This is a genomic window from Actinoplanes sp. NPDC049681, assembly GCF_044465265.1.
GTDB lineage: Bacteria > Actinomycetota > Actinomycetes > Mycobacteriales > Micromonosporaceae > Actinoplanes.
Window position 1 is genome coordinate 214,498 of the sequence record NZ_JBITLP010000003.1, and the last position, 24,981, is coordinate 239,478.

26 protein-coding genes are annotated in these 24,981 nt (G+C 72.4%); 18 read left to right on the plus strand and 8 right to left on the minus strand.

Going from position 1 to position 24,981, the window contains the following annotated elements:
* Positions 1-7 precede the first annotated feature (7 nt).
* Together ACIBO8_RS10780 and proB are read right to left on the minus strand one after the other, a co-directional pair.
* Positions 8-1,246 (minus strand): glutamate-5-semialdehyde dehydrogenase, encoded by a 1,239-nt coding sequence (locus ACIBO8_RS10780; protein ID WP_396114939.1) that lies wholly within the window; start codon positions 1,244-1,246, stop codon positions 8-10.
* 17 nt (positions 1,247-1,263) lie between these two features.
* Complete coding sequence (gene proB, locus ACIBO8_RS10785; protein ID WP_396114940.1) at positions 1,264-2,376, minus strand: glutamate 5-kinase; 1,113 nt, start codon at positions 2,374-2,376, stop codon at positions 1,264-1,266.
* Between the two features lie 61 nt (positions 2,377-2,437).
* Here proB and ACIBO8_RS10790 point away from each other — a divergent pair, with 61 nt between their 5' ends.
* Positions 2,438-2,740 (plus strand): MGMT family protein, encoded by a 303-nt coding sequence (locus tag ACIBO8_RS10790; RefSeq protein ID WP_396114941.1) that lies wholly within the window; start codon positions 2,438-2,440, stop codon positions 2,738-2,740.
* Positions 2,740-3,543 carry a class I SAM-dependent methyltransferase gene (locus ACIBO8_RS10795; protein ID WP_396114942.1) on the plus strand — a complete coding sequence of 268 codons (804 nt, stop codon included), beginning with the start codon at positions 2,740-2,742 and terminating at the stop codon, positions 3,541-3,543. The genes ACIBO8_RS10790 and ACIBO8_RS10795 overlap by 1 nt, the downstream gene beginning before the upstream one ends.
* Here ACIBO8_RS10795 and ACIBO8_RS10800 read toward each other — a convergent pair.
* Positions 3,540-4,214: a TetR/AcrR family transcriptional regulator gene (locus ACIBO8_RS10800; RefSeq protein ID WP_396114943.1), complete on the minus strand. Its 675-nt coding sequence runs from the start codon at positions 4,212-4,214 to the stop codon at positions 3,540-3,542. The two genes, ACIBO8_RS10795 and ACIBO8_RS10800, sit on opposite strands and share 4 nt — an antisense overlap.
* Before the next feature lie 89 nt (positions 4,215-4,303).
* Between ACIBO8_RS10800 and ACIBO8_RS10805 the strand changes: the two genes are divergently transcribed.
* Complete coding sequence (locus ACIBO8_RS10805; RefSeq protein ID WP_396114944.1) at positions 4,304-5,278, plus strand: NAD-dependent epimerase/dehydratase family protein; 975 nt, start codon at positions 4,304-4,306, stop codon at positions 5,276-5,278.
* Here the strand turns inward: ACIBO8_RS10805 and ACIBO8_RS10810 are convergent.
* Positions 5,197-6,615 carry a gamma-glutamyltransferase gene (locus ACIBO8_RS10810; protein WP_396114945.1) on the minus strand — a complete coding sequence of 473 codons (1,419 nt, stop codon included), beginning with the start codon at positions 6,613-6,615 and terminating at the stop codon, positions 5,197-5,199. The genes ACIBO8_RS10805 and ACIBO8_RS10810 overlap by 82 nt on opposite strands.
* A 105-nt stretch (positions 6,616-6,720) precedes the next feature.
* On the opposite strand from ACIBO8_RS10810, the gene ACIBO8_RS10815 reads away from it, so the two are divergent.
* A complete protein-coding gene (locus ACIBO8_RS10815) occupies positions 6,721-7,308 on the plus strand; it encodes an NADH-quinone oxidoreductase subunit B (RefSeq protein WP_396114946.1) in 588 nt (195 codons plus the stop codon).
* A 53-nt stretch (positions 7,309-7,361) separates the two neighbouring features.
* Complete coding sequence (locus ACIBO8_RS10820; protein WP_396114947.1) at positions 7,362-8,666, plus strand: DUF2252 domain-containing protein; 1,305 nt, start codon at positions 7,362-7,364, stop codon at positions 8,664-8,666.
* Between the two features lie 4 nt (positions 8,667-8,670).
* Here ACIBO8_RS10820 and ACIBO8_RS10825 read toward each other — a convergent pair whose 3' ends face one another.
* Positions 8,671-9,660, minus strand: a complete 990-nt coding sequence (locus ACIBO8_RS10825; RefSeq protein ID WP_396114948.1) for a hypothetical protein — start codon at positions 9,658-9,660, stop codon at positions 8,671-8,673.
* On the minus strand, positions 9,653-10,150 hold the full coding sequence (locus ACIBO8_RS10830) for an RNA polymerase sigma factor (protein ID WP_396115610.1): 498 nt from the start codon (positions 10,148-10,150) through the stop codon (positions 9,653-9,655). Before ACIBO8_RS10830 ends, ACIBO8_RS10825 begins: the two co-directional genes overlap by 8 nt.
* 109 nt (positions 10,151-10,259) lie before the next feature.
* Here ACIBO8_RS10830 and ACIBO8_RS10835 point away from each other — a divergent pair, with 109 nt between their 5' ends.
* The gene (locus tag ACIBO8_RS10835; protein ID WP_396114949.1) at positions 10,260-11,063 is read left to right on the plus strand and encodes an NADH-quinone oxidoreductase subunit C; all 804 of its coding nucleotides are present in this window, start codon (positions 10,260-10,262) and stop codon (positions 11,061-11,063) included.
* The gene (locus ACIBO8_RS10840; protein ID WP_396114950.1) at positions 11,063-12,022 is read left to right on the plus strand and encodes an NADH-quinone oxidoreductase subunit H; all 960 of its coding nucleotides are present in this window, start codon (positions 11,063-11,065) and stop codon (positions 12,020-12,022) included. The genes ACIBO8_RS10835 and ACIBO8_RS10840 overlap by 1 nt, the downstream gene beginning before the upstream one ends.
* Before the next feature lie 13 nt (positions 12,023-12,035).
* Here ACIBO8_RS10840 and ACIBO8_RS10845 read toward each other — a convergent pair whose 3' ends face one another.
* A complete protein-coding gene (locus ACIBO8_RS10845) occupies positions 12,036-12,455 on the minus strand; it encodes a hypothetical protein (RefSeq protein ID WP_396114951.1) in 420 nt (139 codons plus the stop codon).
* Between the two features lie 312 nt (positions 12,456-12,767).
* Between ACIBO8_RS10845 and ACIBO8_RS10850 the strand changes: the two genes are divergently transcribed.
* The 8 genes from ACIBO8_RS10850 (at position 12,768) to ACIBO8_RS10885 (ending at position 21,426) form a co-directional block, all read left to right on the plus strand.
* Positions 12,768-13,388, plus strand: a complete 621-nt coding sequence (locus tag ACIBO8_RS10850) for a NuoI/complex I 23 kDa subunit family protein (RefSeq protein WP_396114952.1) — start codon at positions 12,768-12,770, stop codon at positions 13,386-13,388.
* Entirely contained in the window at positions 13,385-13,900 is a 516-nt protein-coding gene (locus tag ACIBO8_RS10855; RefSeq protein WP_396114953.1) for an NADH-quinone oxidoreductase subunit J, read from the plus strand. Before ACIBO8_RS10850 ends, ACIBO8_RS10855 begins: the two co-directional genes overlap by 4 nt.
* The gene (gene nuoK / locus ACIBO8_RS10860) at positions 13,900-14,220 is read left to right on the plus strand and encodes an NADH-quinone oxidoreductase subunit NuoK (RefSeq protein ID WP_396114954.1); all 321 of its coding nucleotides are present in this window, start codon (positions 13,900-13,902) and stop codon (positions 14,218-14,220) included. Before ACIBO8_RS10855 ends, nuoK begins: the two co-directional genes overlap by 1 nt.
* The gene (locus ACIBO8_RS10865; RefSeq protein ID WP_396114955.1) at positions 14,217-16,118 is read left to right on the plus strand and encodes an NADH-quinone oxidoreductase subunit L; all 1,902 of its coding nucleotides are present in this window, start codon (positions 14,217-14,219) and stop codon (positions 16,116-16,118) included. The genes nuoK and ACIBO8_RS10865 overlap by 4 nt, the downstream gene beginning before the upstream one ends.
* Positions 16,115-17,656 (plus strand): NuoM family protein, encoded by a 1,542-nt coding sequence (locus ACIBO8_RS10870; RefSeq protein ID WP_396114956.1) that lies wholly within the window; start codon positions 16,115-16,117, stop codon positions 17,654-17,656. Before ACIBO8_RS10865 ends, ACIBO8_RS10870 begins: the two co-directional genes overlap by 4 nt.
* Positions 17,653-19,071: an NADH-quinone oxidoreductase subunit N gene (locus ACIBO8_RS10875; protein ID WP_396114957.1), complete on the plus strand. Its 1,419-nt coding sequence runs from the start codon at positions 17,653-17,655 to the stop codon at positions 19,069-19,071. The genes ACIBO8_RS10870 and ACIBO8_RS10875 overlap by 4 nt, the downstream gene beginning before the upstream one ends.
* 153 nt (positions 19,072-19,224) lie before the next feature.
* On the plus strand, positions 19,225-20,055 hold the full coding sequence (locus tag ACIBO8_RS10880; RefSeq protein WP_396115611.1) for a M48 family metalloprotease: 831 nt from the start codon (positions 19,225-19,227) through the stop codon (positions 20,053-20,055).
* A gap of 114 nt (positions 20,056-20,169) precedes the next feature.
* On the plus strand, positions 20,170-21,426 hold the full coding sequence (locus tag ACIBO8_RS10885; RefSeq protein ID WP_396114958.1) for an MFS transporter: 1,257 nt from the start codon (positions 20,170-20,172) through the stop codon (positions 21,424-21,426).
* Positions 21,427-21,429: 3 nt separating this feature from the next.
* On the opposite strand, the gene ACIBO8_RS10890 is transcribed toward ACIBO8_RS10885, so the two are convergent.
* On the minus strand, positions 21,430-23,424 hold the full coding sequence (locus ACIBO8_RS10890) for a transglycosylase domain-containing protein (RefSeq protein ID WP_396114959.1): 1,995 nt from the start codon (positions 23,422-23,424) through the stop codon (positions 21,430-21,432).
* Positions 23,425-23,499: 75 nt separating this feature from the next.
* Between ACIBO8_RS10890 and ACIBO8_RS10895 the strand changes: the two genes are divergently transcribed.
* The 3 genes from ACIBO8_RS10895 to ACIBO8_RS10905 all read left to right on the plus strand — a co-directional run bounded on the left by ACIBO8_RS10895 (position 23,500) and on the right by ACIBO8_RS10905 (position 24,981).
* The gene (locus tag ACIBO8_RS10895; protein ID WP_396114960.1) at positions 23,500-23,880 is read left to right on the plus strand and encodes a hypothetical protein; all 381 of its coding nucleotides are present in this window, start codon (positions 23,500-23,502) and stop codon (positions 23,878-23,880) included.
* Positions 23,881-23,961: 81 nt separating this feature from the next.
* Positions 23,962-24,492, plus strand: a complete 531-nt coding sequence (locus tag ACIBO8_RS10900; protein ID WP_396114961.1) for a hypothetical protein — start codon at positions 23,962-23,964, stop codon at positions 24,490-24,492.
* 117 nt (positions 24,493-24,609) lie between these two features.
* Positions 24,610-24,981 (plus strand): hypothetical protein, encoded by a 372-nt coding sequence (locus tag ACIBO8_RS10905; protein WP_396114962.1) that lies wholly within the window; start codon positions 24,610-24,612, stop codon positions 24,979-24,981.

The window sequence follows — 24,981 nt, forward strand, 5'->3', positions numbered from 1 at the left end:
GCCCGGGTCAGCGGGTGTGGCCGTTGCCCGTGACGATGTACTTGGTCGACGTCAGCTCCGGCAGCCCCATCGGCCCGCGGGCGTGCAGTTTCTGCGTGCTGATGCCGATCTCGGCCCCGAACCCGAACTCGCCGCCGTCCGTGAACCGCGTCGACGCGTTGATCATCACCGCGGCCGCGTCCACCCGGGCCGCGAAGCGCCGCACCGCGGTCGTGCTCTCGCTGACGATGGCCTCCGTGTGCCCGCTGCCGTAGCGGCGGATGTGGTCGAGCGCGTCGTCCAGGGAGTCGACCACCGCCATCGAGATGTCGGCCGACAGGTACTCCTTGCCCCAGTCCTCCTCGGTCGCCGGAACCACGCCGTCGAAGGCGGCCACCCGAGGGTCGCCGTGGATCGTGACACCGGCGTTGATGAGCTCCTCGATCACCAGCGGCAGGAACGACTCCGACAGCGCGGAGTGGACCAGCAGCGACTCGGCCGTGTTACAGGTCGACAGGCGCTGCGTCTTCGAGTTCAGCACCACGCCGAGCGCCTTCTCCAGGTCGGCCGCCTCGTCGACGTACACGTGGCAGTTGCCCACGCCGGTCTCGATCACCGGGACCGTCGACTCCTCGACCACCGTCTTGATCAGCGAGGCGCCACCGCGCGGGATCAGGACGTCGACCAGGCCGCGGGCCCGCATCAGCTCCTTGACCGAGTCGCGGGTCGTCGCGTCCAGCAGCTGGACCGCGTTGGCCGGCAGGCCGGCGTCCGCGACGGCCTTGCGCAGCACCGACACGATCGCCGCGTTGGAGCTCATCGCCGAGCCGGATCCGCGCAGCAGGACCGCGTTGCCCGACTTCAGGCAGATGCCGGCCGCGTCGGCGGTCACGTTCGGGCGACCCTCGTAGATGATGCCGACCACACCGAAGGGCACGCGCACCTGCCGCAGCTCGAGGCCGTTGGCCAGGGTCGAGCCGCGGACCACGTCGCCGATCGGGTCCGGCAGGGCGGCGAGCTGGCGCAGGCCGTCCGCCATGGCGGCAACCCGGTCCGGGGTCAGGGTCAGGCGGTCGATCATCGCCTCCGACTGCCCACCGGTACGCGCGTTGTCGATGTCGACGGCGTTGGCGGCCACGATGTCGTCGGCCCGCTCGACGAGGCGCTGCGCCATCAGCAGCAACGCGGCGTCCTTCTCCGCCCGGGTGGCGGCGGCGAGGTCGATCGCGGCGACCCGGGCCTCGGCGGCCTGCTGATGCACACTCATGATGACTCCTGGGAGGTTCAGAGAAGGACCAGGTCGTCGCGGTGCACGACCTCTCGTTCATATCCCGGCCCGAGGGCGGCCGCCAGCTCCGGTGTGGAGCGGCCGAGCAGGGCGGGCAGTTCGACGGCGTCGTAGTTCACCAGGCCGCGGGCGACCGGGGCCCCGGAGTCCGCGTCGACCAGGTCGACCGGGTCGCCGGCCGCGAACGAGCCGTCCACCGCCGTGATGCCCGCGGGCAGCAGCGACTTGCGGCGGCCGACGACCGCGGCGACGGCTCCCGCGTCGAGGTGCAGGCGCCCGCGCGGCGAGGTGGCGTGGGCGAGCCAGAACAGCCGGGCCGCGGGTCTGTGCTGCACCGCCTGGAAGAACGTGCCGATCTGCTCCCCGGCCAGCGCCGGACCGGCCATCGGGGCCGCCGTCAGCACGACGGGGATGCCGAAGCCGGTCGCGATCCGGGCGGCCTCCACCTTGGTGACCATGCCGCCCGTCCCGACGCCGGCCTTCCCGGCGGCGCCGATGGCGATGCCCTCCAGATCGGCGTCGTCGCGGACGAGGGTGATGCGCCGCGAGGCCGGGTCGGAGGGGTCGCCGGTGTAGAGGGCGTCCACGTCGGAGAGCAGGACCAGCAGGTCGGCGTGGACCAGGGCGGCGACGAGCGCGGCCAGGCGATCGTTGTCGCCGAAGCGGATCTCGTCGGTGGCGACGGTGTCGTTCTCGTTCACGATGGGCAGTGCGCCGAGGTCGAGCAGCTTGCGCAGGGTCCTGTACGCGTTGCGGTAATGGGCGCGCCGGGTCACGTCGTCGACGGTGAGCAGCACCTGACCGACCGTGAGGCCGTGCCGGGCGAAGCCGGCCGCGTACCGTCCGATCAGCAGGCCCTGACCCACCGAGGCCGCCGCCTGCTGGGTGGCCAGGTCGCGTGGTCGGCGGCGCAGCTGGAGCGGGGCGAGGCCGGCGGCGATCGCGCCGCTGGAGACCAGCACGACCTCCCGGCCCTGAGCGGCCAGCCCGCCCAGCACGTCGACCAGGGCGTCGACCCGCTGCTCGTCGATCCCGCCGGCGGCCGTGGTCAGCGAGGAGGACCCCACCTTGACGACGACGCGGCGGGCACCGGTCACCTCTTCACGCACCTGCACCATTCTGCTCGCCGCGGCCTGCGAACCCGGGCGCGGATCCCATATCGTGGCGGCGGTGACACCCCAGGAGTACGTCGAAGAGGTGCTGCGCCTCGTGGAGAGCATCCCCGAGGGCCGGGTCATGTCCTACGGCGCGGTGGCGGACGCCCTCGCCGACCGGTCGGGCCGCAACTCCGCGCGCCAGGTCGGCGCGATCATGGCGCGGCACGGCGGCGGCGTCCCCTGGCATCGGGTGGTGACCAGTTCCGGGCGGATGCCGCCGGGGCACGAGCAGGAGGCGAGGCAGCGCTTGCTGAGCGAAGGGGTGCCCCTCAAGGGCGACCGCGTGGACATGGCACGTGCCGGGTGGATGCCCTGATGGAGACCGGACAGCCGAGCCGCACGGCGTACAGCGCGGCGCGTTACCGGGCAGCCCACCAGGTCATGGAGGGCGGGGCGATCTTCACGGATCCGCTGGCCGTACGGATCGTGGGGGAGGCGCCGGACACCGAGGAGGCGCCGGGACGGCGGGGGCAGCGGCTGTTCATCGCCGCGCGGACCCGTTTCGCCGAGGACGCCCTGGCCGCGGCCGTCACGCGCGGGACGCGGCAGGTGGTGGTGCTCGGTGCGGGACTGGACACGTTCGCGTATCGCAACCCGTACCCGGAGCTGGACGTCGTCGAGGTCGACCACCCGGACACCCAGGCGTGGAAGCGGCAGCGGCTGAGCGACGCCGGGATCGAGGTGCCGGCGACCCTGACGTACGTCCCGGTGGACTTCGAGAAGGAGTCGTTGGGGGACAGGCTCGCGGTACGCCCCGGCGCGTTCTTCGTCTGGCTCGGTGTCGTGCCCTATCTGACCCGCGAGGGGTTCGACGAGACGCTGGCCTTCGTCGCCGGGGCCGGCCGGGCCGAGGTGGTGTTCGACTACGCCATGCCGACGGCGTCGATGTCACGGGAGCGGCGAACCGCCCTGGAGGCGCGGGCAGCCCGGGCGGCGCGCGTCGGAGAGCCGTGGCGGTCGTCCTTCATGCCGTCCGAGGTGGCGGCGCTGCTGCGGGATCGGGGGTTCGGCGAGATCGAGGACCTGGGTCCGGCCGAGCTGGGAGCCCGCTACTTCGGGCGTCCCGGCATCCCGAAGGACACCCCGGGCGGCCACGTCCTGCACGCGCGAAAGATCTAACGCAAGCCGATCCAGGTGAGAGCGCCGCGCATCTGGAACTCGAAGAACTCGCGGCGCTGGTCGATCGTGTTGTTGAGCTGCCCGAAGAGCTCCGCGCTGACCGCGCCGCACAGGTGGATCCAGCCGGCCATGCTGCGGGCGACCAGCTGCGGGGGTGCGCCGGGGGCGGCCTGGTCGGCCACGGCCGCGAGCTCCTCGCCGAGGCGGCCGCCGATCGGTTCGCCGATCTCCACCCGGCCGGCCGTGGCGGCGTCCTGGACGATGCGGCCCAGCGCCAGGATGACCCGGATCGCGGGGCCGACCGTGTCGCGCGGTGCCTGGTAGCCGGGCACCGGGCTGCCGTAGATCAGCGCCCACTCGTGTGGATCGGCCAGCGCCCAATCCCGTACGGCGTGGCACACGGCCAGCCACCGCTGCGCGGGTGAGCCCTCCCCGTCGGCGGCCTCCGCGGCGGCGCCCAGGGCGTCGTACGCGTCGATGATCAAGGCCGTGAGCAGTTCGTCCCGGCTGGCGAAGTACCGGTAGACCGCGGACGAGGCCATGCCGAGCTCGCGCGCCACCGCCCGCAGCGAGAGGTTCGCGCCGTCGGTCGCCAGGTGCCGGCGCGCGGCGGCCTTGATCTCGTCGGTCATCTCGGCGCGGAGCCGGGCGCGGAGCGAGGCGGCAGTCATGAGAACAGTGTGCCATACCGAGAGCACTGCTCTTGACAAACCCCTCGTCCCCCCGAAAACTGAGAGCAGTGCTCACAAAGGAGAACACCATGTCCAGCCATGTCGTCGTCGGTGCCGGGCCCGTCGGTTCGGCGGTCGCCCGCCTGCTCGCCGAGGCGGGCGAGACCGTCCGGGTCGTTACCCGCAGCGGATCCGGGCCTGATCACCCGCTCATCGAACGGATCGCCGCGGACGCCCGCGACGCCCGGCGGCTGAGCGAACTCACCCGCGGCGCCGCGGTCCTCTACAACTGCGCGAACATGGCGTACACGAAATGGCCGGAGCTGTGGCCGCCGGTCTCCGCCGCGCTGATCAGAGCGGCGAAGGAGAACGACGCGGTGCTGGCCATCACCGGAAACCTCTACGGGTACGGACCACAGCCGGGCGGCCGGATGACGGAGCGCACCCCGCTCGCCGCGACGGGCCGCAAGGGCCGGGTCCGGATCGCCATGTGGGAGGACGCGCTCGCGAGCGGCATCCGGACGGTCGAGGCGCGGGGGTCGGACTACGTCGGCGCCGGTGCGGACAGCATCTTCTCCGCCGTGCTCATCCCGGCGATCGCCAAGGGCCGGACCGCCTGGCTGCCCGGCGACCCCGACGCCCCGCACACCTGGACGTACGTCGGAGACATGGCCCGTACGCTCGTCACCCTGGCGCGCGAGGAACGCGCGTGGGGCCGGGCGTGGCACGTGCCCTCACAGCCCGCCGTCAGCGTCCGCGAGCTCGCCGCCCGGTACGCCGAGCTGACCGGCAGCCCGGCCGTCAGGCTGCGGCGCCTGCCCCGCTGGGTGATGCGTACCGCCGGCCTGGCCGTACCCATGGCTCGTGAGCTCGCTGAGATGGACTACCAGTTCTACGGGCCTTTCCTGCTGGACTCGCAGGAGACCGAGAGCGCCTTCGGCCTGACTCCGACGAGCCTGGACGTGGCCCTGCTCGAAGTGGGTCAGAGCAGCAGGCCGACCCCGTCGCGGCGCGGATCCCCGGCCGCGCCGCCCACCCCCACGGCGGTGACGCCGCCGAAGTAGTGGTTGATCTCCGGCCACTCCTGGAGCTGCCAGCCGGCCTCTGTCAGCGCCTCCAGCTCGTCGCGGGGGTATCCCGGCTCGGCGTGGATCGTGTCGTCGACGACGTGGAACCGCGGCCGGGCGATGGCCGTCGGCATGTCCAGGCCGTCGACCAGCACGCCGATCAGCGTGTCGACCAGCGCGGTACGGATCCGGGACGCCCCGGCGGAGCCGATCGCCACGGCCAGCGCCCCCGCCTCGTCGATCACCACCAGCGGGCACATGTTCGACGACATGCGGCGGCCGGGGGCGAGGTCGTCCGTGATGAGCTCGCCCTCGCCCAGCATCGAGTTCAGGTTGATGCCGAGCCCCGGCAGCCAGACCGCCGCGCCCAGCCCCATCGTCGTGGTGATCACGCAGGCGTTGCCCTCGGGGTCGACCACCGACACGTTGGTGGTGTCGCCGATCTTCTGCCGTCCCCGGTCGCGCAGGGCGCTGGCGAGTGCTACGGCCCGTTCGGGCCGGGGTAACGCGGCCAGGCCGGCGGGGAGAGCCGCGATGGTGTCGACGGTCCGGTTGAGGTCGTGCCGGGCCCGCACCCGGTACGACCCCAGCATCGCGTGGTCGACCTGTGTCTCCAGCACCCGGTACGCCGCCAGATCCATCGGGCCCAGGGCGCCGCCGGCCGCGCGTACCGCCTCGACCGTCAGGGACGCGTACGTGCCCGTGTAGAACAGGGCCGGCCCCTCCGCGGCGAGCGCCTCGAAGGCGGTCGCCAGGCCCGGGTGGAAGAGCCGGTCGCCGCCGCGCAACAGCTGTCCGCCGGGCGCGTAGATCGCGCCGCCGTCACCGTGCGCGAGCGCCGGCGCGCAGGCGTCCAGCGTGCGCGCGTGGGCGTGCGGCAGCTCGACCCCGGTCACCGCCAGCTCGTACGCCGGTGCGACCAGGGTTTCCCACGGCAACCGTCCCCAGCGCCGGTGCACCTCACCGCAGCCGGCGGGCACTCCCGGGACGGCGACGCTGGCCCCGCCGATCGAGTAGACCTGCGGCACCCCGCCGAAGAACACGTCGACGGCGACCATCGGGCCCGGCCGGCGGTCACCGTCCGTGCCCGGCACCGAGACGAAGAAGTCGAGGCAGGTCACCTGTCCCGACGCGGCGTCGAAGTAGGTCGCGAACCCGCCGCCACCCAGTCCCGTGTAGACGCTCTCGGCGGCGCACGTGGCGAACACCGCCGCGACCGCGGCGTCGGCGGCCGTGCCACCGGCCGCCAGGATCCGCAGCCCGGCCGCGGCCGTCGCCGGGTGGCTGGCGGCGACGCCGGCCGCGACCCGCCCCGTACGTGGGGAATTCTCCATTGGGCGAAGCGTAGGCGCCGCGGCCCGCCCGTGGTTACCTTGCGCGTCCGCGGCGCCCGCCGATCCCTCGCCGGGCGTACGCCGGCCTGGGGTAGGTTGAGCGGCGTGGCCGGTCTGCCTGGAGTGCTCGGTGAGCCCATCAAGTTCGTGCTGAACTGGGGTCGCCGCTACTCGCTGTGGGTCTTCAACTTCGGCCTGGCCTGCTGCGCCATCGAGTTCATCGCCACCAGCATGAGCCGCCACGACTTCATGCGGATGGGCGTGATCCCGTTCGCGCACGGCCCGCGCCAGGCCGACCTCATGGTCGTCTCGGGCACCGTCACCGACAAGATGGCCCCGGCGATCAAGCGGCTGTACGACCAGATGCCCGAGCCCAAGTACGTGATCTCTTTCGGCTCGTGCGCCAACTGCGGCGGCCCCTACTGGGACTCGTACTCGGTGACCAAGGGCGTCGACCAGTTGATCCCGGTCGACGTCTACGTGCCGGGCTGCCCGCCGCGGCCCGAGGCGCTGCTGCACGGCATCCTGCGCCTGCAGGAGAAGATCGCGGCCGAGCAGTCCGGCCCCGGCGGCGTTCCGCGCCCCGATCCGCTGCGGTCCGGCGACGCGCTGGTGCCCGGTCCGCCGGATTCCTCCGCCTCGTCCCGCGATGCCGCCTCGCTGACCGCCCCGATGGTGCGCCCGCCGGCTTGACGCGTCGCGTCCGTGACACACAGCTGTCGACTTCCAGGTCTACGCTGCGGGGCATGAGTGATCAACCGCGGTCGGACTTCATCATCGACGTCTTGACCAGGGAATTCGGCGAGTTGATGGCGATCGATCCGGCGGCGTTCCGGCGCAAGTTCCGGAAGATGGCGGCCTCGCCCTTCGCGTTCTACCGGGGCAGCGCCTCGCTGTTCTACGCCGACATGACCGGCGCGTACGCCGATGACCGCTTCCTCGACGAGCGGACCAGCCGGGTGTGGATCCACGGCGACCTGCACGCCGAGAACTTCGGCACCTACATGAACTCCTCGGGGCAGCTGGTCTTCAACGTCAACGACTTCGACGAGGCGTACGTCGGCCCGTTCATCTGGGACCTCAAGCGCTTCTGCGCCAGCGTCGCCCTCATCGGCTACAGCAAGGCACTCTCGGACGACGTGATCACCTCGCTGGTCACCACGTTCGCCGGGGCGTACCTGACCGAGCTGCGGGCCATCGCCCGCGGCGGCGACGACGCGATCGGCTCGATCACCCTGGAGAACGCCGACGGCGTCCTGCGCCGGGTGCTCCAGGAGGCCCGGCTCAACACCCGGGTCGATCTGCTGGCCGGGCAGACCACGATCGACGACTACGAGCGCCGGTTCTCCCTCGGCGACGGCGTGTACGAGGTCGACGAGGCGACCGCCGCCACGGTCCGTGACGCGTTCCAGCAGTACCTCGGGACGCTGCCGTCGCGCGGGGACGGCGTCTCGACGAACATCAAGGACATCAAGCTGCGCAAGGGCGTCGGGATCGGGTCGGCGGGGCTGCCGTCGTACAACCTGCTGCTGGAGGGGCACACCCAGGCGCTGGAGAACGACGTCATCATCTACATGAAGCAGGCGCAGGTCCCGGCCGTGGCCCGCTGGATCGACGACGAGCGGGTGCGCGGCTACTTCCGCCACCAGGGCCACCGGACCGCCGAGTCGCAGCGGGCTTTGCAGGCGCACGCCGACCCGTGGGTGGGCTACACCGAGCTCAACGGCGTGGGCCAGCTGGTCGCGGAGGTGTCGCCGTACGCGGCCGACCTGGACTGGGCGGACGTCAACGAGCCCGGCGAGCTGACCGGCGTCCTCACCGATCTGGGCCGCGCCGTCGCGCGCATGCACTCGGTCGCGGACGACGAGTCGAGCCACGACCTGGTCGACTTCTCCACCGAGGAGGCGATCGTGGCCGAGGTCGACAAGGACGAGGCCGGCTTCGTGCGGCTCCTGGTCGACTTCGCCCACGCGTACGGGGATCAGGCCCGCGAGGACCACCAGGACTTCGTCGACCTGTTCCGCAACGGCCGCCTCCCCGGCCTGGGCTGACCCGTCACACCGGTGCGAGCACGTAGGCGAACCCGGCGCGGTTGCGGGCGGCCTGGTCCGGGATGACGGTCACCGCCAGTGCCGCGTTGTCCGGGAGCACCACGGTGGTGCTCCCGTCGGCGGCCCGCGGGTCGACGTCGGTGCACTCGACCTGCTCGTCCCACACGACCGAGCCGGTGCCGCCGATCCGCCCGTCGTGGACGGCGACCTGCTGCAGCCGTACGTCGACCGCGCCCGGGCCGGCGCAGGCCATCCGGACCTCGTACTCGCCGGCCTGCCGCACGGCCTGGCCGGTCTGGGTCAGCCGCTCGGTGGTCATCCGCTCCGGCTGGTAGCGGCCGCCCGAGGAGAGGACCGCGGCGGCCCGGCCGGCGTTCCACGACGACTCCGGGTCCACCGGCGCCGACTGGTCGGCGGCGCCGGTGCGGGTCACGACGAGGGAGTAGCCGGCATGCCCGGCGGCCTGATCGTCGCCCTGCAGCGAGACGGCCACGGTGCCGTCGGCCGGGAGCCGGAACTGCATCGACGCCGCCTTCGGGCGCGCCGCGCAGGAGACGACCTGACCGCCGAGGTCCGTCGGAGCGGCGTCGCCGGCCAGCCGCACGGCCAGGGTCAGCACCCCGACGCCGCCGCAGGCCAGGACCAGCGTGTAGCTGCCGGCGGTGAGACCGGCGAACTGCTGGGACGTCCGCGCGGCGACGGGTCCCTCGGCGGGCAGCCCGTTCTGCCGCGCCGTCTGCTGCCCGACGGCCCGCTGCGCCGCCACGACGAGCCGGTCGATCCGCTCGGCGGAGTCGTCCCGGTCGCCCCGGTCGGGCAGGCCGGCCGCGGCGAAGGTGCCCGCCACCGCGATCACCGCGGTCGCGGTCGCCACGGACCTCGTCGTACGGCGGCGGCGCACGGTCCGGTGCGCGGCGGCGATGCCCGGCGGCCGGACCTGCGGCAGCGTCTCGGTGCGCAGTCCGGCGAAGAGGCTCTCGAACTGGTCAGGCATTGCGCACCCCCTCGGTGGCGAGCTCGGCGGCCAGGGCGGCCCGGCTGCGGTGCAACCAGGACTTGACCGTGCCCTCGGCCACGCCCTCGCGATCGGCGATCTCGGCGATCGTCATGTCGGCCAGGTAGTGCAGCACCATTGCGCGCCGCTGGGCCGGTGGCAGGGTGCCCAGCGCGGCGACCAGCGCCACCCGCTCGGGGCTGGGCCCGTCGACCTGCGCCTCGACCGGTCGCTGCCGGCGCAGGAAGTTCAGCGCGGTACGTCCCCGCCGCCATCTGCTCACGGCGAGGTTCCACGCGACCCGGCGTATCCAGCTGACCGGATCGTCGTAGCCCGACACGGTGCGCCAGCGCGCCAGTGCCCGGCAGAACGCCTCCTGCACCACGTCCTGTGCCTCCTGCCGGTCACCGAAGTACGCGTACAGCTGGACCGTCAGGTCGCCGTAGTGCGCGGCGTACAGCTCGTCGAACGAGGCTGGGGTGGCTGTCACGGCGGTGAACGGCTCCGGTCCGAGGCTGACGGCTGGCGATGTCACGGCGACTACACGCACAGGACGCGTCGGGGGTTGCGCCACATCGGCGGATCATAGGATGGGCGGCATGACGCCCGAAGAGGTCGGCGAGCGGATGGTCGCACTGCTGACAGCACACGACGCCGACGCGCCCGCGGACCCCTCGGCGATCGCCGCGGGTGTTTCCGGGGGCGGACCCGGGCACGAGCGCGCCGTCGTCGACGTGCCGGCCGCGCTCTGGTGGACGGCCATCGGCGCCGCCCGCGATCCCGGGGCCCTGGGCTGCGACTTCTTCGACTGGCTCTCCGCGGTCGACGAGCTCGACGAGGGCTTCACCGTGGTGGCCCACCTGTGGTCGACCCGTCGCCGGCACGGACTGCTGATCCGGGCCCGGGTGCCGCGCGAGGACCCGGCGGTGGAGTCGGTCGTGGATCTCTTCCCGGGTGCGGCCTGGCACGAGCGGGAGACCCACGAGATGTTCGGCATCTCCTTCGTGCGCCACCCGGACCTGCGCCCGCTGCTGCTGCCGCCCGGCTTCGAGGGACACCCGCTCCGCAAGGACTTCGTCCTCGCCTCGCGTGTGGCGAAGGCGTGGCCGGGCGCCAAGGAGCCGGGGGAGTCCGAGGCCGGGGTGGCCAAGCGGGCCCCGATGCGCCCGCCGGGCGTCCCGGATCCGAACGAGTGGGGACCGATGAAAGGCAAGGTGCCGCCGCCCGAGCCGCCGGCCCGCCGCGCACCGGGCGACCGCCCCGCACGCCCGGCTGCCGGCGACCGCCCGGCCCGCCCGGCGCGTCCGGCACCGGGGGACAGGCCGGCCCGGTCGGTCGAGCGGCCGGCCACGCCCGGCACCCCCGGCGACCCCAAGGCCGAGAACCCCGAGGGGGAGCGCTGATGCCGCTCTGGCTGGACCTGCTCGTACGGGTCGTCGCGGTCGTCGCCGCCTTCCTCGTGCTGCCGCTCGTCATCGGACAGGCCGAGCACAAGGTCATGGCGCACATGCAGGGCCGGCTCGGGCCCATGTACGCGGGCGCCTTCCACGGCTGGGCGCAACTCGTGGCCGACGGCGTCAAGTTCGTGCAGAAGGAGGACATCACCCCGCGCGACGCCGATCGCCGGGTGTTCCAGCTGGCGCCGATCGTGGCGCTCTTCCCGTACCTGATCGTCCTGCTGGCCATCCCCCTCGGGCCCGGCGCCCTGGTCGCCCAGCCCCTGGACGTGGGTCTGTTCTTCGTGCTCGCGGTGCTGGGCATCGGCGTGGTGGCCGTGCTGATGTCCGCGTGGGCGTCGGCGAACAAGTACAGCCTGCTCGGCGGGCTGCGGGGTGCCGCCCAGCTGCTCGGCTACGAGCTGCCGCTGGTGCTGTCCGCGGCGAGCGTCGCCATGGCGGCGGGCACGCTCAGCCTGCCCGGCATCGTCGAGGCGTGGTCGCCGTGGTGGCTGCTGTGGCAGGCCCCGGCCGCGGCCGTCTTCTTCGTCTCGGGGCTCGCCGAGATCCGGCGGCCGCCGTTCGACATGCCGATCGCCGACTCCGAGCTGGTGTTCGGCTACATGACCGAGTACACCGGCCTGCGCTTCGCGTTCTTCCTGCTCGCCGAGTACGTCGGCATCGTCGTCATCGCCGGCCTGACCACCGTGCTCTTCCTCGGCGGCTGGCACGGTCCCGATCCGGCGCATCTGGGCTGGCTGTGGACCCTGCTGAAGGTCTTCGCCGTGGCCTTCGTGATCATCTGGCTGCGGGTGAGCTACCCGCGGCTGCGCGAGGACCAGCTCCAACGGCTGTGCTGGCTGGTGCTCGTGCCGGTCGCCCTGGCACAGCTGGTCCTCACCGCAGCGGTCAAAGTGGCCCTCTAGGCCCGGCGCCTCATCACGTCAGCAGCGTGACCGTGTAGTTCAGGGTCGTGCCGCTGGCCGTGTAGGTGGCCGTCTGGCCGTTCGCGCAGTACGACACGAAGGTGTTGCCGAGCACGTCGTCCCCGGCGGTGGCGTGCACGAGCGGGCGTACGTCCACGCCTTCCTCGAGCGGCGTCGAGGTGAGGTCGATCAGCCGCCACTGGTTGATGGGGTAGTCATCGGTCGGCGCGGAGAGCTGGCCCTCCCGCGTGGTGATCTGGAAGTTCACCACGAAGCCCCCGTTGTTGACGACGGCGATCTTCTGCACGCAGGGCGCCGCCAGTGCGGGCGCCGCGGCGGCGGGTTGCGCGGCGGCGCCGAGCACGCCGGCCAGTCCGGCAGCGGCCAGCGAGGCGGTCAGGACCGCCCGGCGACGGGATGCGGTGCGCACCATCAGTGTTCCTCCAATGTGGTCGGTTGCACTGTGTCGCGCCCACCAATAACCGGACACACGGGGGTACAAACTGACGATCATCTTTATTTATGAGATGTACGATTCCTGTCGTTGACAGCATGGTGGCGATCACATCGTCGGGCGTGAGCGTCCAGGGCGTTGATACCTTCCCGTGGCTCGTCCGGGCGGACGCGCATCGGGGGTCCGCAGGCGTGGTGACTCACCATCGCCTGCGGTCGCATCCGACAAGCCGGGAAGATCTGGTGGGGGTGTGCTCGCCTCCGCCGCGCCGACCGGGCAGGATATGCGGTTATGAGTGAGCACGGGGAGCGGTCCGCGCCCGGCAAGGGCCTGGTCAACGGGCTCGCCGTGACGCTCAGGACCATGACCAGGCGGTCCACCACCCAGCAGTATCCCGACGTCGAGCCCGATCTTCCCCCCCGGTCGCGCGGCGTCATCGCGCTGCTGGAGGAGAACTGCACCGTCTGCATGCTGTGTGCCCGGGAGTGCCCCGACTGGTGCATCTACATCGACTCGCACAAGGAAGAGGTCGTCGTGCCCGGCGCGGCGCGCGCCCGGCAACGGAACGTGCTCGACCGGTTCGACATCGACTTCTCCCTGTGCATGTACTGCGGTATCTGCATCGAGGTGTGCCCGTTCGACGCCCTGCACTGGAGCCCCGAGTTCGAGTACTCGGAGATGGATGTGCTGGACCTGCTGCACGACAAGAACCGCCTGAGTGACTGGATGCCGACCGTGCCCCCGCCGCCCGCCCACGACGTGCTGGGCGAGCCGTCGAAGGAGGAGTCCACGGCGGCCCGCAAGGCGGCGGGCCCCGGCGCGGCCACCCCGGCCAGGACCGCGCGCCCGGCCACGCGCCCGGCTGCGACTCCGGCCGAGGCCCCGGCGGAAACCCCGGAGCCCGGCCGGTGACCGTCGCCGACGCGCTGCTCCTGGCGCTCGGGGCCGTCGCGGTCGGCTCGGGCGCGCTCGTGGTCACCAGCAGCCACATCGTGCGGGCCGGGCTCTACCTGGTCGTCAGCCTCGGCGCCATGGCCGGCCTCTACCTGGTCCTCGGCGCCGAGCTGGTGGCCTGGGTCCAGGTCCTGGTGTACGTCGGTGCCGTCGTCGTGCTCCTGCTCTTCGCGGTCATGCTGACCCGGGCCCCGATCGGCCCCTCCGCCGACCTGGACCGGCCCGCGTGGCCCGCACTGATCGTCGGCGGCGGCGTCGGCCTGGGACTCGCTGCCCTGCTCGCCGACGCCTTCCGCTGGACCCTCGCCGAGCTGCCGCCCGCCGGGACGACCGAGCGGATGGGCAGTGAGATCTTCGGAGCGTGGGTGCTGCCGTTCGAGGTCCTGTCGATCCTGCTGCTCTCCGCCCTGGTCGGCGCGATCGTGCTGTCGCGGCCCGACATCGGCGCCCGGAAGGAAGAGGAGGCCTGATGCATGCGGTGATCCCGTACGTGACCGCGGCGCTGCTCTTCGGTCTGGGCGTCTACGGCGTCCTACGCCGCCGCAACGCGATCCTCGTGCTCATGGCGGTCGAGCTGATGCTCAACGCCGTCAACCTGATCCTGGTGACCGCGGACGTCACCATCACGCCCGCGCAAGGTCACCGGGGCGGCGTCTTCGCCCTCTTCGTCATCGTGCTCGCCGCCGCCGAGGTCGGTGTCGGCCTGGCCATCATCCTGCAGTGGTACAGGATGCGCGCCGCCGTGCACGTCGACGAGGTCGTCCTGCACCACGAGCCGGAGGCCGGATGACCGCCGATGTGCTGACGCCGCTGCTGGCCGGCGTACCGCTGCTGCTCGGGGTCGCCGGTCTCCTGCTGCCACCCGGCGACGACGGCCGGGAGCGACGCCGCCCGGCCGCCCTGCTGGGCATCACCGGCGCCGCGCTGGCCCTGCTGATCGCGGTCGTGCTGCTGATCGTGGTCGACGAGCCGGTCGACGTGACGCACCGCTGGGTCACCTTCGGTGATCTTCCGGTGACGCTGGGGTTCGCCCTCGGGTCGGCCGCGCTCTACGTCGCGCTGGCCGTCACCGTCGTGGCGCTCTTCGTGCAGATCTACTCGGTCGAGTATCTGCACGACGACCGCCGGTACGCTCCCTACGCCGCCCAGGTCAGCCTCTTCACCGGCGCGATGCTGCTGGTGGTGTCGGCGAACGACCTGATACTGCTGCTGGTCGGCTGGGAGGTCATGGGCGCGTGCTCGTACCTGCTGATCGGCCACGACCGGCGGCTGCCCGAGGCGCCCGCGGCGGCGGTGAAGGCGTTCGTCGTCACCCGGGTCGGCGACGTCGGCTTCCTGCTCGGCATCGCCTGGCTCGGCGTCGCGGCGGGCAGTTTCCGGATCTCCGACATCCTCGAGCACGTCGGCGCGCCGACGACCGCGCTGGTGCTGCTGCTGGCGGGCGTGGCGGGCAAGAGCGCGCAGTTTCCGCTGCACACCTGGCTGCCCGACGCCATGGCCGGTCCGACGCCGATCTCCGCGCTCATCCACGCCGCCACGATGGTCGCCGCCGGCGTCTACGTCGTCTTCCGGCTGTTCCCGCTCTTCGCGGGTTCGCCCGTGGCCCTCTCCGTGCTCGGCGTGATGGCCGCGGTGACGCTGCTGCTGGGTGCGCTCTCCGCGACCGCGCAGGACGACATCAAGCGGGTGCTGGCCTGGTCGACGGTCTCCCAGATCGGCTACATGACCGGAGCCCTCGCCGTCGGCTCGCCGGCCGCGGCGCTGTTCCACCTGCTCACCCACGCCGCCTTCAAGGCGCTGCTCTTCCTGGCGGCGGGTGCGGTGATCCACGCCGCCGGCACCAACCTGATGTCACGGATGGGCGGCCTGCGCACGCACATGCCGGTGACGTTCTGGTCGTTCGTCGTGGGTCTGGGCGCGCTCGCGGGCGTGCCTCCGCTCGCCGGCTTCTGGTCCAAGGAGAACGTGCTGGTCGCGGCCGCGCATGCCACCGAGGGCGACGGCCCGGCCCCGGCGTGGGTCGGCTGGGTGGTCTGGATCGCCGCGCTGGCGGGCGTCGGGATCACCGCCTGGTACGCGACCCGCCTGCTGCTGCGCACCTTCTTCGGCTTCCCGCGCTCCCGGGCCGAGCAGTGGTCGGTCGGCTTCGGTGACGCCTCCTACGAGGTGTACGAGGAGCCGGCGCCCCACGATCCGCCCGGTCTCATGCGCTGGCCGGTGGTGCTGCTCGCGGTGCCCGCCGTGCTGCTCGGGCTCGCCGCTTTCCTGCCGGGCTTCCGCACCGCCCTGGAGCTGGAGGAGCCGCATCTGGGCGTGTCGATCGTGCTGCCGATGGCGCTGCTCGTGCTCGGCGCGGGCAGCGCGTGGTGGCTGTGGCGATCCTTCCCGGGTGCGGATCCGGCGATGGCCCTCGGCCGGTTGGGACCGTTGTTCGCCGCCGGCTTCCGGCTGGACGCCCTCCAGGACCGTCTGGTGGTACGCCCGGTACGCGCGCTCGCCCAGGGCGTACGCCTGACCGACGAGCGGGTGGTCGACGCCGCGGTGGAGGGCACCGGCACCTCGACGACGCGGCTGGGCACCGTCCTGGCCGCCGCGCACCGGGCCGCCCTGCCGCGCGCGGCAGTCGCGGTCTTCACGGGTGCGCTGGTCCTCGGCCTCGTCGCCGCCATCTACGGAGCCACGTCATGATCGATCCCACCGACGTCTCCCCGGTGCTGCAGATCCTGCTGCTCGCCGTTCTGGCCGTCCCGGTCCTCGGCGCGGTCGTGGTGGCCCTGGTGCCGGCCCGGCTCGACCGCGGCGCACGCATCGTCGCGACGGCCTTCGCCGCGGTCACGTTCGTGGCGGCGGCGCTGCTGGTGCTGCCCTCGACGCGGGACTTCGGCTGGGTCGACTACAGAAGCTCCGGCGTCGTCCCGGTGATGCCCTGGGCCGAGGTGGACCTGCCGTGGGTGCCCTCGCTGGGGCTCCGGTTCCATATCGGCGTCGACGGCGTCTCGTACCCGCTGGTCGTGCTGACCGGGCTGCTGACGCTGCTGTGTTGCGCGTACACGGTGTGGAAGGTGCCTGCCGGCGGGTCCGGGCGTACGCTCGCCGCCCTGTTGCTGATCCTCGAAGCGGGCATCCTCGGCACCTTCCTGGCGCTCGACCTGGTCCTCTTCTTCGTGTTCTTCGAGGTCGTCCTGCTTCCCATGTACGCGGTGATCGCCGGTTGGGGCGGTCCCGAGCGGCGCCGGGCCGCCCGGAAGTTCGTGCTCTACACCCTGTTCGGCTCGGTGCTGCTCCTGCTCGGTGTCTTCACCGTGGTCGCTTCGGCGGACACCGGCGACCTGACGGTGCTGGCGGGCGGCAACGACCTCACGCGCACGACGCAGTGTGTGGCGTTCGCGCTGTTCGCCGTCGCCTTCGCGGTGAAGGCGCCGCTGTGGCCGCTGCACACGTGGCTGCCCGACGCGCACACCGAGGCGCCCACGGTCGGCAGCGTGATCCTCGCCGGGGTGCTGCTCAAGATGGGCACGTACGGCCTCATCCGGATCGGCGTCGGCGTCGCCCCCGAGGGTGCCGCCTGGGCCGCCCCGGTGCTGGGCATCCTCGCCGCCGCCGCGATCATCGCCGGGTCGCTGGTGTGCCTGCGGCAGACCGAGCTCAAGCGGCTGATCGCCTACTCGAGCGTCGGGCACATGGGCTTCGTGCTGCTCGGCATCGCGACGCTGACGGTGACCGGGGTGCAGGCCGCCCTCATCGGCAACGTGGCGCACGGCGTCATCACCGGCCTGCTGTTCTTCCTCGCCGGTGCGATCAAGGACCGGGCGCACACCGGCGATCTCGCCGCGCTCGGCGGTCTGCGCGAGACCGCGCCCCGGCTGGCGGGCCTGCTCGGCTTCGCAGCGATCGCGTCGCTCGGCCTGCCCGGGCTGGCGGGCTTCTGGGGTGAGGCGTTCGCGGTCGTCGCGGCGATCCAGCGCGGCGGTGGGCTGTGGACCACGCTGGCGGTGGTGGCGGCGGTCGGCGGCGCGCTGACCGCGACGTATTTCCTGCGCCTTCTGCGCCGGGTGACCCACGGCCCGGCGGTCGAGGCGGTGGCCGGCTTCCCGGCCGTCAGCCGGGCGGAGTGGCTGGCATGGGCGCCGCTCGTCCTGCTCACCCTGGTGGTCGGCCTGGTGCCCGCGCTGGTGCTCGCCTACGCCGCCGACCCGGTGGCCGCCCTGACCGGAGCGCTGCGATGACCCAGGCCGTCAACCACGTCGCCCTGCTGCCGCTCTACGCCGCGGCCGGCACCGCCCTTCTCGTCCTGGTGATGGATCTCGCCCTCGGACGCTTCCACCTCCAGGCGGCCGTGCTCGGCGGCCTCGCCACGGCGGTCTGCGCGGTCGCCGTCCCGGACCACGCGGCCACCTTCTGCAGCGGCGACCTCTGCTCCTGGACGGTCACCCCGTCCGCCGGGCTCATGACGGTGCTGTTCGCCGGGCTCACGGTCGGCGTGCTGGGCCTGTCCGCGCCCGCGCTGCGCCGAGGGCTGGCTCCCGCCGGCGAGTTCTGCTTCCTGCTCACCTGCGCGATGACAGGGGGCGTGGTGGTCGCGTACGCCGGCGACCTGATCTCCCTGATCGTCGGCCTCGAGACCCTCACGCTGCCCCTGTACGTCCTGGTCGGGCTGCGCCGGGTCCGGCTGTCCGCCGCGGGGGCCTCCGCCGCGGTCACGTTCTTCCTCATCAGCGTGGTCTCCACGGCGATCGCCCTGCTCGGCGCCGCCCTGCTCTATGCGGCCACCGGCGCCCTGCACCTGGACGCGCTGACCGAAGGCTCCGGGCCGTACGCGCCGCTCGCCGCTGTCGGTGCCGCCCTCGTGGTGATCGGGTTCGCGTTCAAGGTGGCCGCGGTGCCGCTGCACGCCTGGGCTCCGGCCACGTACGACGGCGCGCCGGTGCCCGTGGCGGCGTACCTGTCGACGGCCTCGAAGCTGGGCGGTGTCCTGGCCCTCGGGGCGGTCGTGCAGCGCCTGGACACCGGCCCGCTGGTGGCCGTCCTGGCCGTGCTCACGATGACGGTCGGCAACCTGGTCGCGCTGCGCCAGACCCGGATGGTGCGCCTGCTCGCCTGGTCGTCGGTGGCCCAGGCCGGCTACATCCTGGCGGCGCTGGCGGTGGGTGCCGCGGGCGTCGAGACCGCGTACGCGTACGCGATCTTCTTCGTGCTCCTCGAGTTCATCGCGTTCGGTGCCGTGACGGCGATCCGCGGTCCCGGCGCGGACGGCGGCGAGCTCGACGACTACCGCGGCACGGGCCGCCGTGCCCGCTGGATGGGCGCCGCGCTGGTGCTGGCGCTGGCGGGCCTGGCCGGCCTCCCGCCCGGCCTGTCGGGGCTCTTCGCCAAGGTCGCCGTCGTCGGCACGCTGATCGAGGCGGGCTGGGGCTGGCTGGCGGGCGTGGTGGCGCTGAACGCGGTGATCGCCCTGGCCTACTACGTCCGCGTCGCCGCGCTGCTGTACGCCGCCCCGCAACCGGTCGGCGTCGTGGATCCCGACCTGCTGAGGGCGGTCACGCATCCCCGTGTGGTGTCCAGGGTCGTCGTGGTGGCCGCCGCGGTCACGATCGTCGTGGGTTTCGCGCCCCAGGCGGTCTTCGACGCGCTCGCGGGCTGACGCTCAGCGAACTCTCAGTCACTCCCGGATGAATTCTCGGCGGGCCGATGTTCTATCGGACGTGGGCCCACCGGCCCGCATGCCGAAGGAGTGATCGTGCACCGCCATCACAACGGCCTCAAGACGGCCGCTCTGCTGGGTCTGCTCACCGCCATGATCCTGGTCGCCGGCTACTGGCTCGGCGGCAGCGGCGGCCTGGTGTTCGCCGTGGTCCTCTCGCTGGCGATGAACGCCGGCAGCTATTTCTTCTCCGACAAGATCGCCCTGCGCTCGATGGGCGCCCGGCCGGTCACCGAGGCCGAGTTCCCCGCGCTCTACCAGATCGTGCGGGAGCTGGCCACGGAGGCGGGCCAGCCGATGCCCCGCCTGTACGTGAGCCCCACCATGCAGCCCAACGCGTTCGCCACCGGGCGTAACCCCCGGCACGCCGCCGTGGCGGTCACCGTGGGGATCACCCGGATCCTCGACCGCCGGGAGCTGCGAGGCGTCATCGGCCACGAGCTGTCCCACGTCTACAACCGCGACATCCTGATCTCGAGCGTCGCCGCGGCGCTGGCGGGCATCATCACCATGGTCGCCCAGCTCGCGATCTTCCTGCCGCTCGGCGGCTCGGACGACGAGGACGGCCCCAACCCGGCGTCGCTGCTGCTCATGCTGATCCTCGGCCCGCTCGCGGCGTCGGTGATCCAGCTGGCGATCAGCCGCAACCGGGAGTTCCAGGCGGACGCCTCCGGGGCCACGCTGACCCGCGACCCGCTCGCCCTGGCGAGCGCCCTGGAGAAGATCCAGTATGGCGCCCAGCGGATGCCGCTGCCGGCGGACGGGCAGCTGGCCACGTCGGCGCACCTGATGATCGCCAACCCGCTGCGCAGCGGGGGCATCGCCGGCCTGTTCTCCACCCATCCGCCGATGGAGGAGCGCATCAAGCGCCTGCACCAGCTGGCCGCGATCACGGGCCGGGGGCCGGTGCAGTTCTCCGGGTGACCTCGCTGACAGGACGTCTATTTCCGTCGTGTTCCGCCGCCTCCGGCCGTTACGGTCGGAGGCGGCTTTCGCTCGTTACAGGAGGGCTTCGCTCGTTACGGAGGTGGGACAGGCGTGACCGCGTTGCGGCAGTACCTCGGCGTGTGGCGGATGCCGGGCGGCAGAGTCCTGCTCATCGTCGGTGTCCTGGCCCGCCTCGGCATCGGCGTCACCCCGCTCGCCCTGCTGCTGCTCGTCCAGCAGGCCACCGGCCGGTACGCCGCCGCGGGCCTCGCCGGCGGCATGTACGCGCTCGCCGGCGCGGCGGTCAGCCCGATCGCCGGACGCGTCGCCGACCGCATCGGCCCATCTCCGGTGCTGATGGTCACCGCTGTGCTGCACCCGCTCGCCCTGGGTGGCCTGCTGCTGGTCAGCCGGGGTGGTGCGGGCGCCCTGCCGTCGATCGTCGTGGCGTCGGCGCTGGCCGGGGCGACGTACCCGCCGCTGAGCGCCGCCATCCGGCGCGCCTGGACCGACGCGACCGCGCCCGGCACCGGCCGGCACGCCCTGCGACCGGCCGCGATGGCCGCGGAAACCTCGCTGTTCGAGCTGGTCTTCGTGCTGGGCCCGCTGCTCGTCGCGGCCTTCGTGGTGCTCACCGGCCCCGGCGCCGCGCTGGTGTTCGCGGCTGTCGTCACCCTCGCCGGCACGCTGGCGATCGCCTTGCTGCCGATGATGCGGCACTGGGAGCGGCACGAGTCCGCCGAACCGGCTCGCGGCCTCGGCCCGCTCAAGGTCGGCGGCTTCCCCGCCCTGCTCCTGTGCGTCAGCGCACTCGGCATCGCGTTCGGCGCGGCCGGGGTGATGGTGCCGGCGTACGCCCAGCAGCACGGCGGCAGCGAAGGCCTCGGCGGCATCCTGCTCGGCGTCTGGGGCGTCGGCAGCGCGATCGGCGGCATCTGGTTCGGCACCCGCCGGCCCGCGATGACGCTCACCCGCCAGTTCGCCTGGCTGCTGGCCGCGGTGTCGATGAGCTTCCTGGTGCTGGCGATCATGCCCAACCCGACGGCGCTCGGCGCGGCGCTGGTCATCGGCGGCGCGACGATCGCACCCGCGCTGACGGTGGAGAACAACCTGGTCGGCCGGATCGCGCCGCGAGCGATGCTGAACGAGGCGTACACCTGGATCGTCACGGTCTCGGTCGGCGGCAGCGCGGCCGGCGGCGCGATCGCCGGAGTGATCGTCGACCAGCCCGGCGGCCTGCCGTGGGCGTTCGTCTTCGCCGGCGCGGTGCTGCTGGTGGCAGCGGCGGTCGCCGCCGTGCCGACCGGGTCGATGGCCCGCGCCGACCTGCGCGCGGCGGAGGAGCTCCGCGAGGCCCTGACGGGCTGACCGTCAGGGCCGCCGCTTCCCTGCCACGGCAGCGCTGCTCTCCAGCTCCTTCTTCTTCTGCACATCCGCGAGCTGCGCCGGTTCCTCGGCCTGGGGCGGTCGCGCGTCGCCGATCCCGGGGTCGCCCACGTGAGCGGGTTCCGGAAGTTCCCTCGGGGGAGTGCCGCCGAGGGCGTCGTGGGTGAAGGCCTTCCACAGCTTCGCGGGCACGGTGTCACCCTGGATCGGTTCGCCCTCGGCGTCCCGGATCGGCCCGGGCCGGGCCTTGCCGATCCAGACCGCGGTGGCCAGCTCCGGGGTGTACCCGGCCATCCACGCGTCCTGGTTGTCGTGGGTGTCGGCCCACTGCTGGGTGCCCGTCTTGCCCGCGGCCGGGCGGCCCGGCGACAGGTCGTGAGCCCGGATGACCGAATGGAGTACGGCGGAGACGTCCGCGGCGACGTGCCGATCGATCGCCCTCGCCGCACGGGGAGCGGCGGAAAGGACCCGCTTGCCATCCAGTGTGGACACCTTGTCGACGAAGTGCCGGTCATGCCGGACGCCGCCGGAGGCGAAGGTGGCGTACACGGTGGCGAGGTCCGCCGGAGCGACCGGGTAGCGACCGATGGCGATGTCGGGACGGGTCTTGCCGGGCGCCGGATCGCCTGCGGCGTCGACCAGCGTCGGCGCGTTGGCGTACCGCTTGGGAACCCCGAGCGCATGCGCCATGCGGCGGACCGTGTCCGCGCCGATCGTCTCGGTGACCGCGTAGAACGGCGTGTTCAGCGAATCGACCATCGACTCCTCTAGCGTGCAGTACGGGCACTGCAGGTTCTGCTGGTTGCGCAGCGGCACCCCGAGCCGGCCCGGGAAGAGCCTCGGCGAACTGCCGTCCCACCGCGACTCGTAGGAGATGCCGTTGCGCAGCGCCGCGGCCAGCACGACAGGCTTGAAGGTCGAGGCAGCGGGATGCGGCGCCGAGGCGTTGTCGAAATATCCCCGGCCCTGACTGTTGCCGTAGTACGCCCGCACCCCACCGGTTTCCGGGTCGATGGCGACCAACGCGGCCAGAAGTCCCTTCGGCTGACCGGCCAGGTGCTTCCTGACCTGGGTGACAGCCGCATGCTGCGCGGGCGCGTCCAACGTCGTGGTCACCGCCAGGCCACGTGTGTGCAGAACCCGAGGCGTGATGCCGCGCGCCGCGAGCTCCGCCTCCACCCGGTCGATGATCGGGCCGTTCGGTCCGGGATCCTTCGCATGGGCCGGACTCACCTTCGGGTACGCCGGCGCCGCCTCGAGCCACCCCTGCTCCTGCTCCGCCTTCACGATCCAGTCCCACCGGGACCGCGCCGCCTCCGGATCATTCGCCGGATCGAAGTTGTACGGGTCCTTGATCACGGCGGCGAGCACGGCACTCTGCCCGGCCGTCAGCGTGTTCGCAGTGGTACCGAAATAGGCATAGGCAGCGGCCGCGATCCCGTACGCCCCGCGTCCGAAGTAGATGCTGTTGAGATACCGCTCGAGAATCTGATCCTTGCTGAACTTCCGCTCGAGCCGGATCGCCAGCGCAATCTCCTTCACCTTGCGCTCCACGGTCACGTCCTGACTCAGGTACGCGTTCCGCGCGTACTGCTGGGTGATCGTCGACGCGCCCTCACGGTTCCCGCGAACATTGGCGACGACCGCGCGCAGCACACCCCGGATCGAAACACCGCCGTGGTCGTAGAAGTCCCGGTCCTCGGCGGCCAGAACCGCCCACCGAACCGCGGCGGGCACGGCCGAGAGCGGAACGTCGCTGTGGTCGGTGGTGCCGACCCGCGCCAGAACGGTACGGCCGTCACGGAAGTACAGCGTCGACGCCTGCGGCTGGGCCGACACGGCCGGCATCGGCACGGACCGGACGTACATCTCTCCGGCAATGACCGCGCTGCCGCAGAGAATGACCACGACGCCGGCGAACCAGGCAAGCGCGCGACGCCACCGCCGCGGCCTTCTCCGTTTGCCCCGTTTGATCAGCACCCGAAGATCGTGACCGCTGAATGTCAGGAACTTGTTGGTGTCGCGGCCACCAGCCGCGACGGCTACCATCCCGCGATGGAACGGCGCGACGGCCTCGACAACATCGACCTCGACCAGGCTGCGAGCCTCTTGGCGCCGCACCGATCAGCATTCGCGGCCCGCGGATTGACCGTCGCGCCGCTGACATGGATGGACCTGGGCGCACCGTGGCCGGCGCCGCTGGAGACAGATCGCTCCCGCATCGGCCGTCCCCGCTCCATCGGAGTGCACCTCACCGGCGCCGGGGAAGCCGAAGGCCAGATCGTCCTCTACGCGGGCGGCTGGGCGGACGCCGACTATGTGCTCCCCGGCAGCGACGTCATCATCACCGAATACGTAGAGGTCGACGACGCCGCGGAATTCGAGGCCCTCTTCCGGCGGGTGTGCGAAAGCCTCCTCGAAGCCGCCGCAGAGTGACGCGCTCGAGGCACGCGCTTCCCTCAAGCCGGCGGATCCCGATCCGATAAGCCCCGGGTTCCCGCACCCGGAAGGTCCGCCATGAAGCGCCTGCTGCTCGTCGCCACGCTCAGCCTCTCCGTGGCGACCGCCCTGTCCGGATGTGTACGGATGGAATCGGGCACTGCCGCGCCGAAGACCTCACCGGCCGCCACGCAGGCGATGACCCTCAAACAGGCCGGCGAGACCTACGAGCGTCTCGCGGCGAAGTCCAATGCGGCTCGGGACGCCTGGCTGCACGGTCCCGAGCTGACCGAGGCAACCCTGGACGACCACCGGACCCTCGCGCGGAAGGCAGCGAAGGTCACCAGCGACTTCGCCACCAGCATCCGGACTGACAGCTGGCCGGCAAAGGCCCGGCGCCCGCTGGATGCGCTCCGCAAGGACCTGGAGGTACGGGCGGCGGCATACCGGAAGGCGGCCGCGGCACCAACGGTCGAGCAGTACGTCGCCGCCGCGCGTCACGTGCCGCTCAGCAGCCCGGCCGCCGCCGAGGTCCGCCGCGCCCTCGAGATTCCCGAGGCGCCCGCCTTCTGCGTCTGCGACACGCCGTTGGGTCCGACAGCGGGCTGAACCTGATCCGTTCGGTACGGCGGGAAGGCTCAGAATCGCCCGGAGCCTGCCGACGCATGCAGGCCGAGGTGGTGGAGTGAGTTACGGCCCGCAGCGGTTCGAGCACGGCGGCCATGGATGCTGGCCGCCGGTCCCATGCTCGCGCTCGCGGCAGCGATCGCCCTGGGCGTCCTCGCCGGCGGCGCGGCGTACGGCATGAAAGCTGCCAGCTCGAGCAGCGACTGGGGCCACCTGGGCGCGCTGATCATGGGCCTTTTCGCAGGGGCGCTGGTCGGCCTCGTGGCGTACCTCGCCGCGCTGATCTTCGCCGCGTGGCGCATGTTTCCCCAGGGCTGCCGGGCGCTGCCGGTGATGCTGACACTGCTCGGACACATCGCGGTCGGCGGGGTCATGACTGCGGTGGCGGCGAGACCGCGGATCCGGCGTACCCGGGTTGGCCGCGGGACCGGTCCACGGACATGCTGCGACCACGGGCGGCCCGTGCCCTGA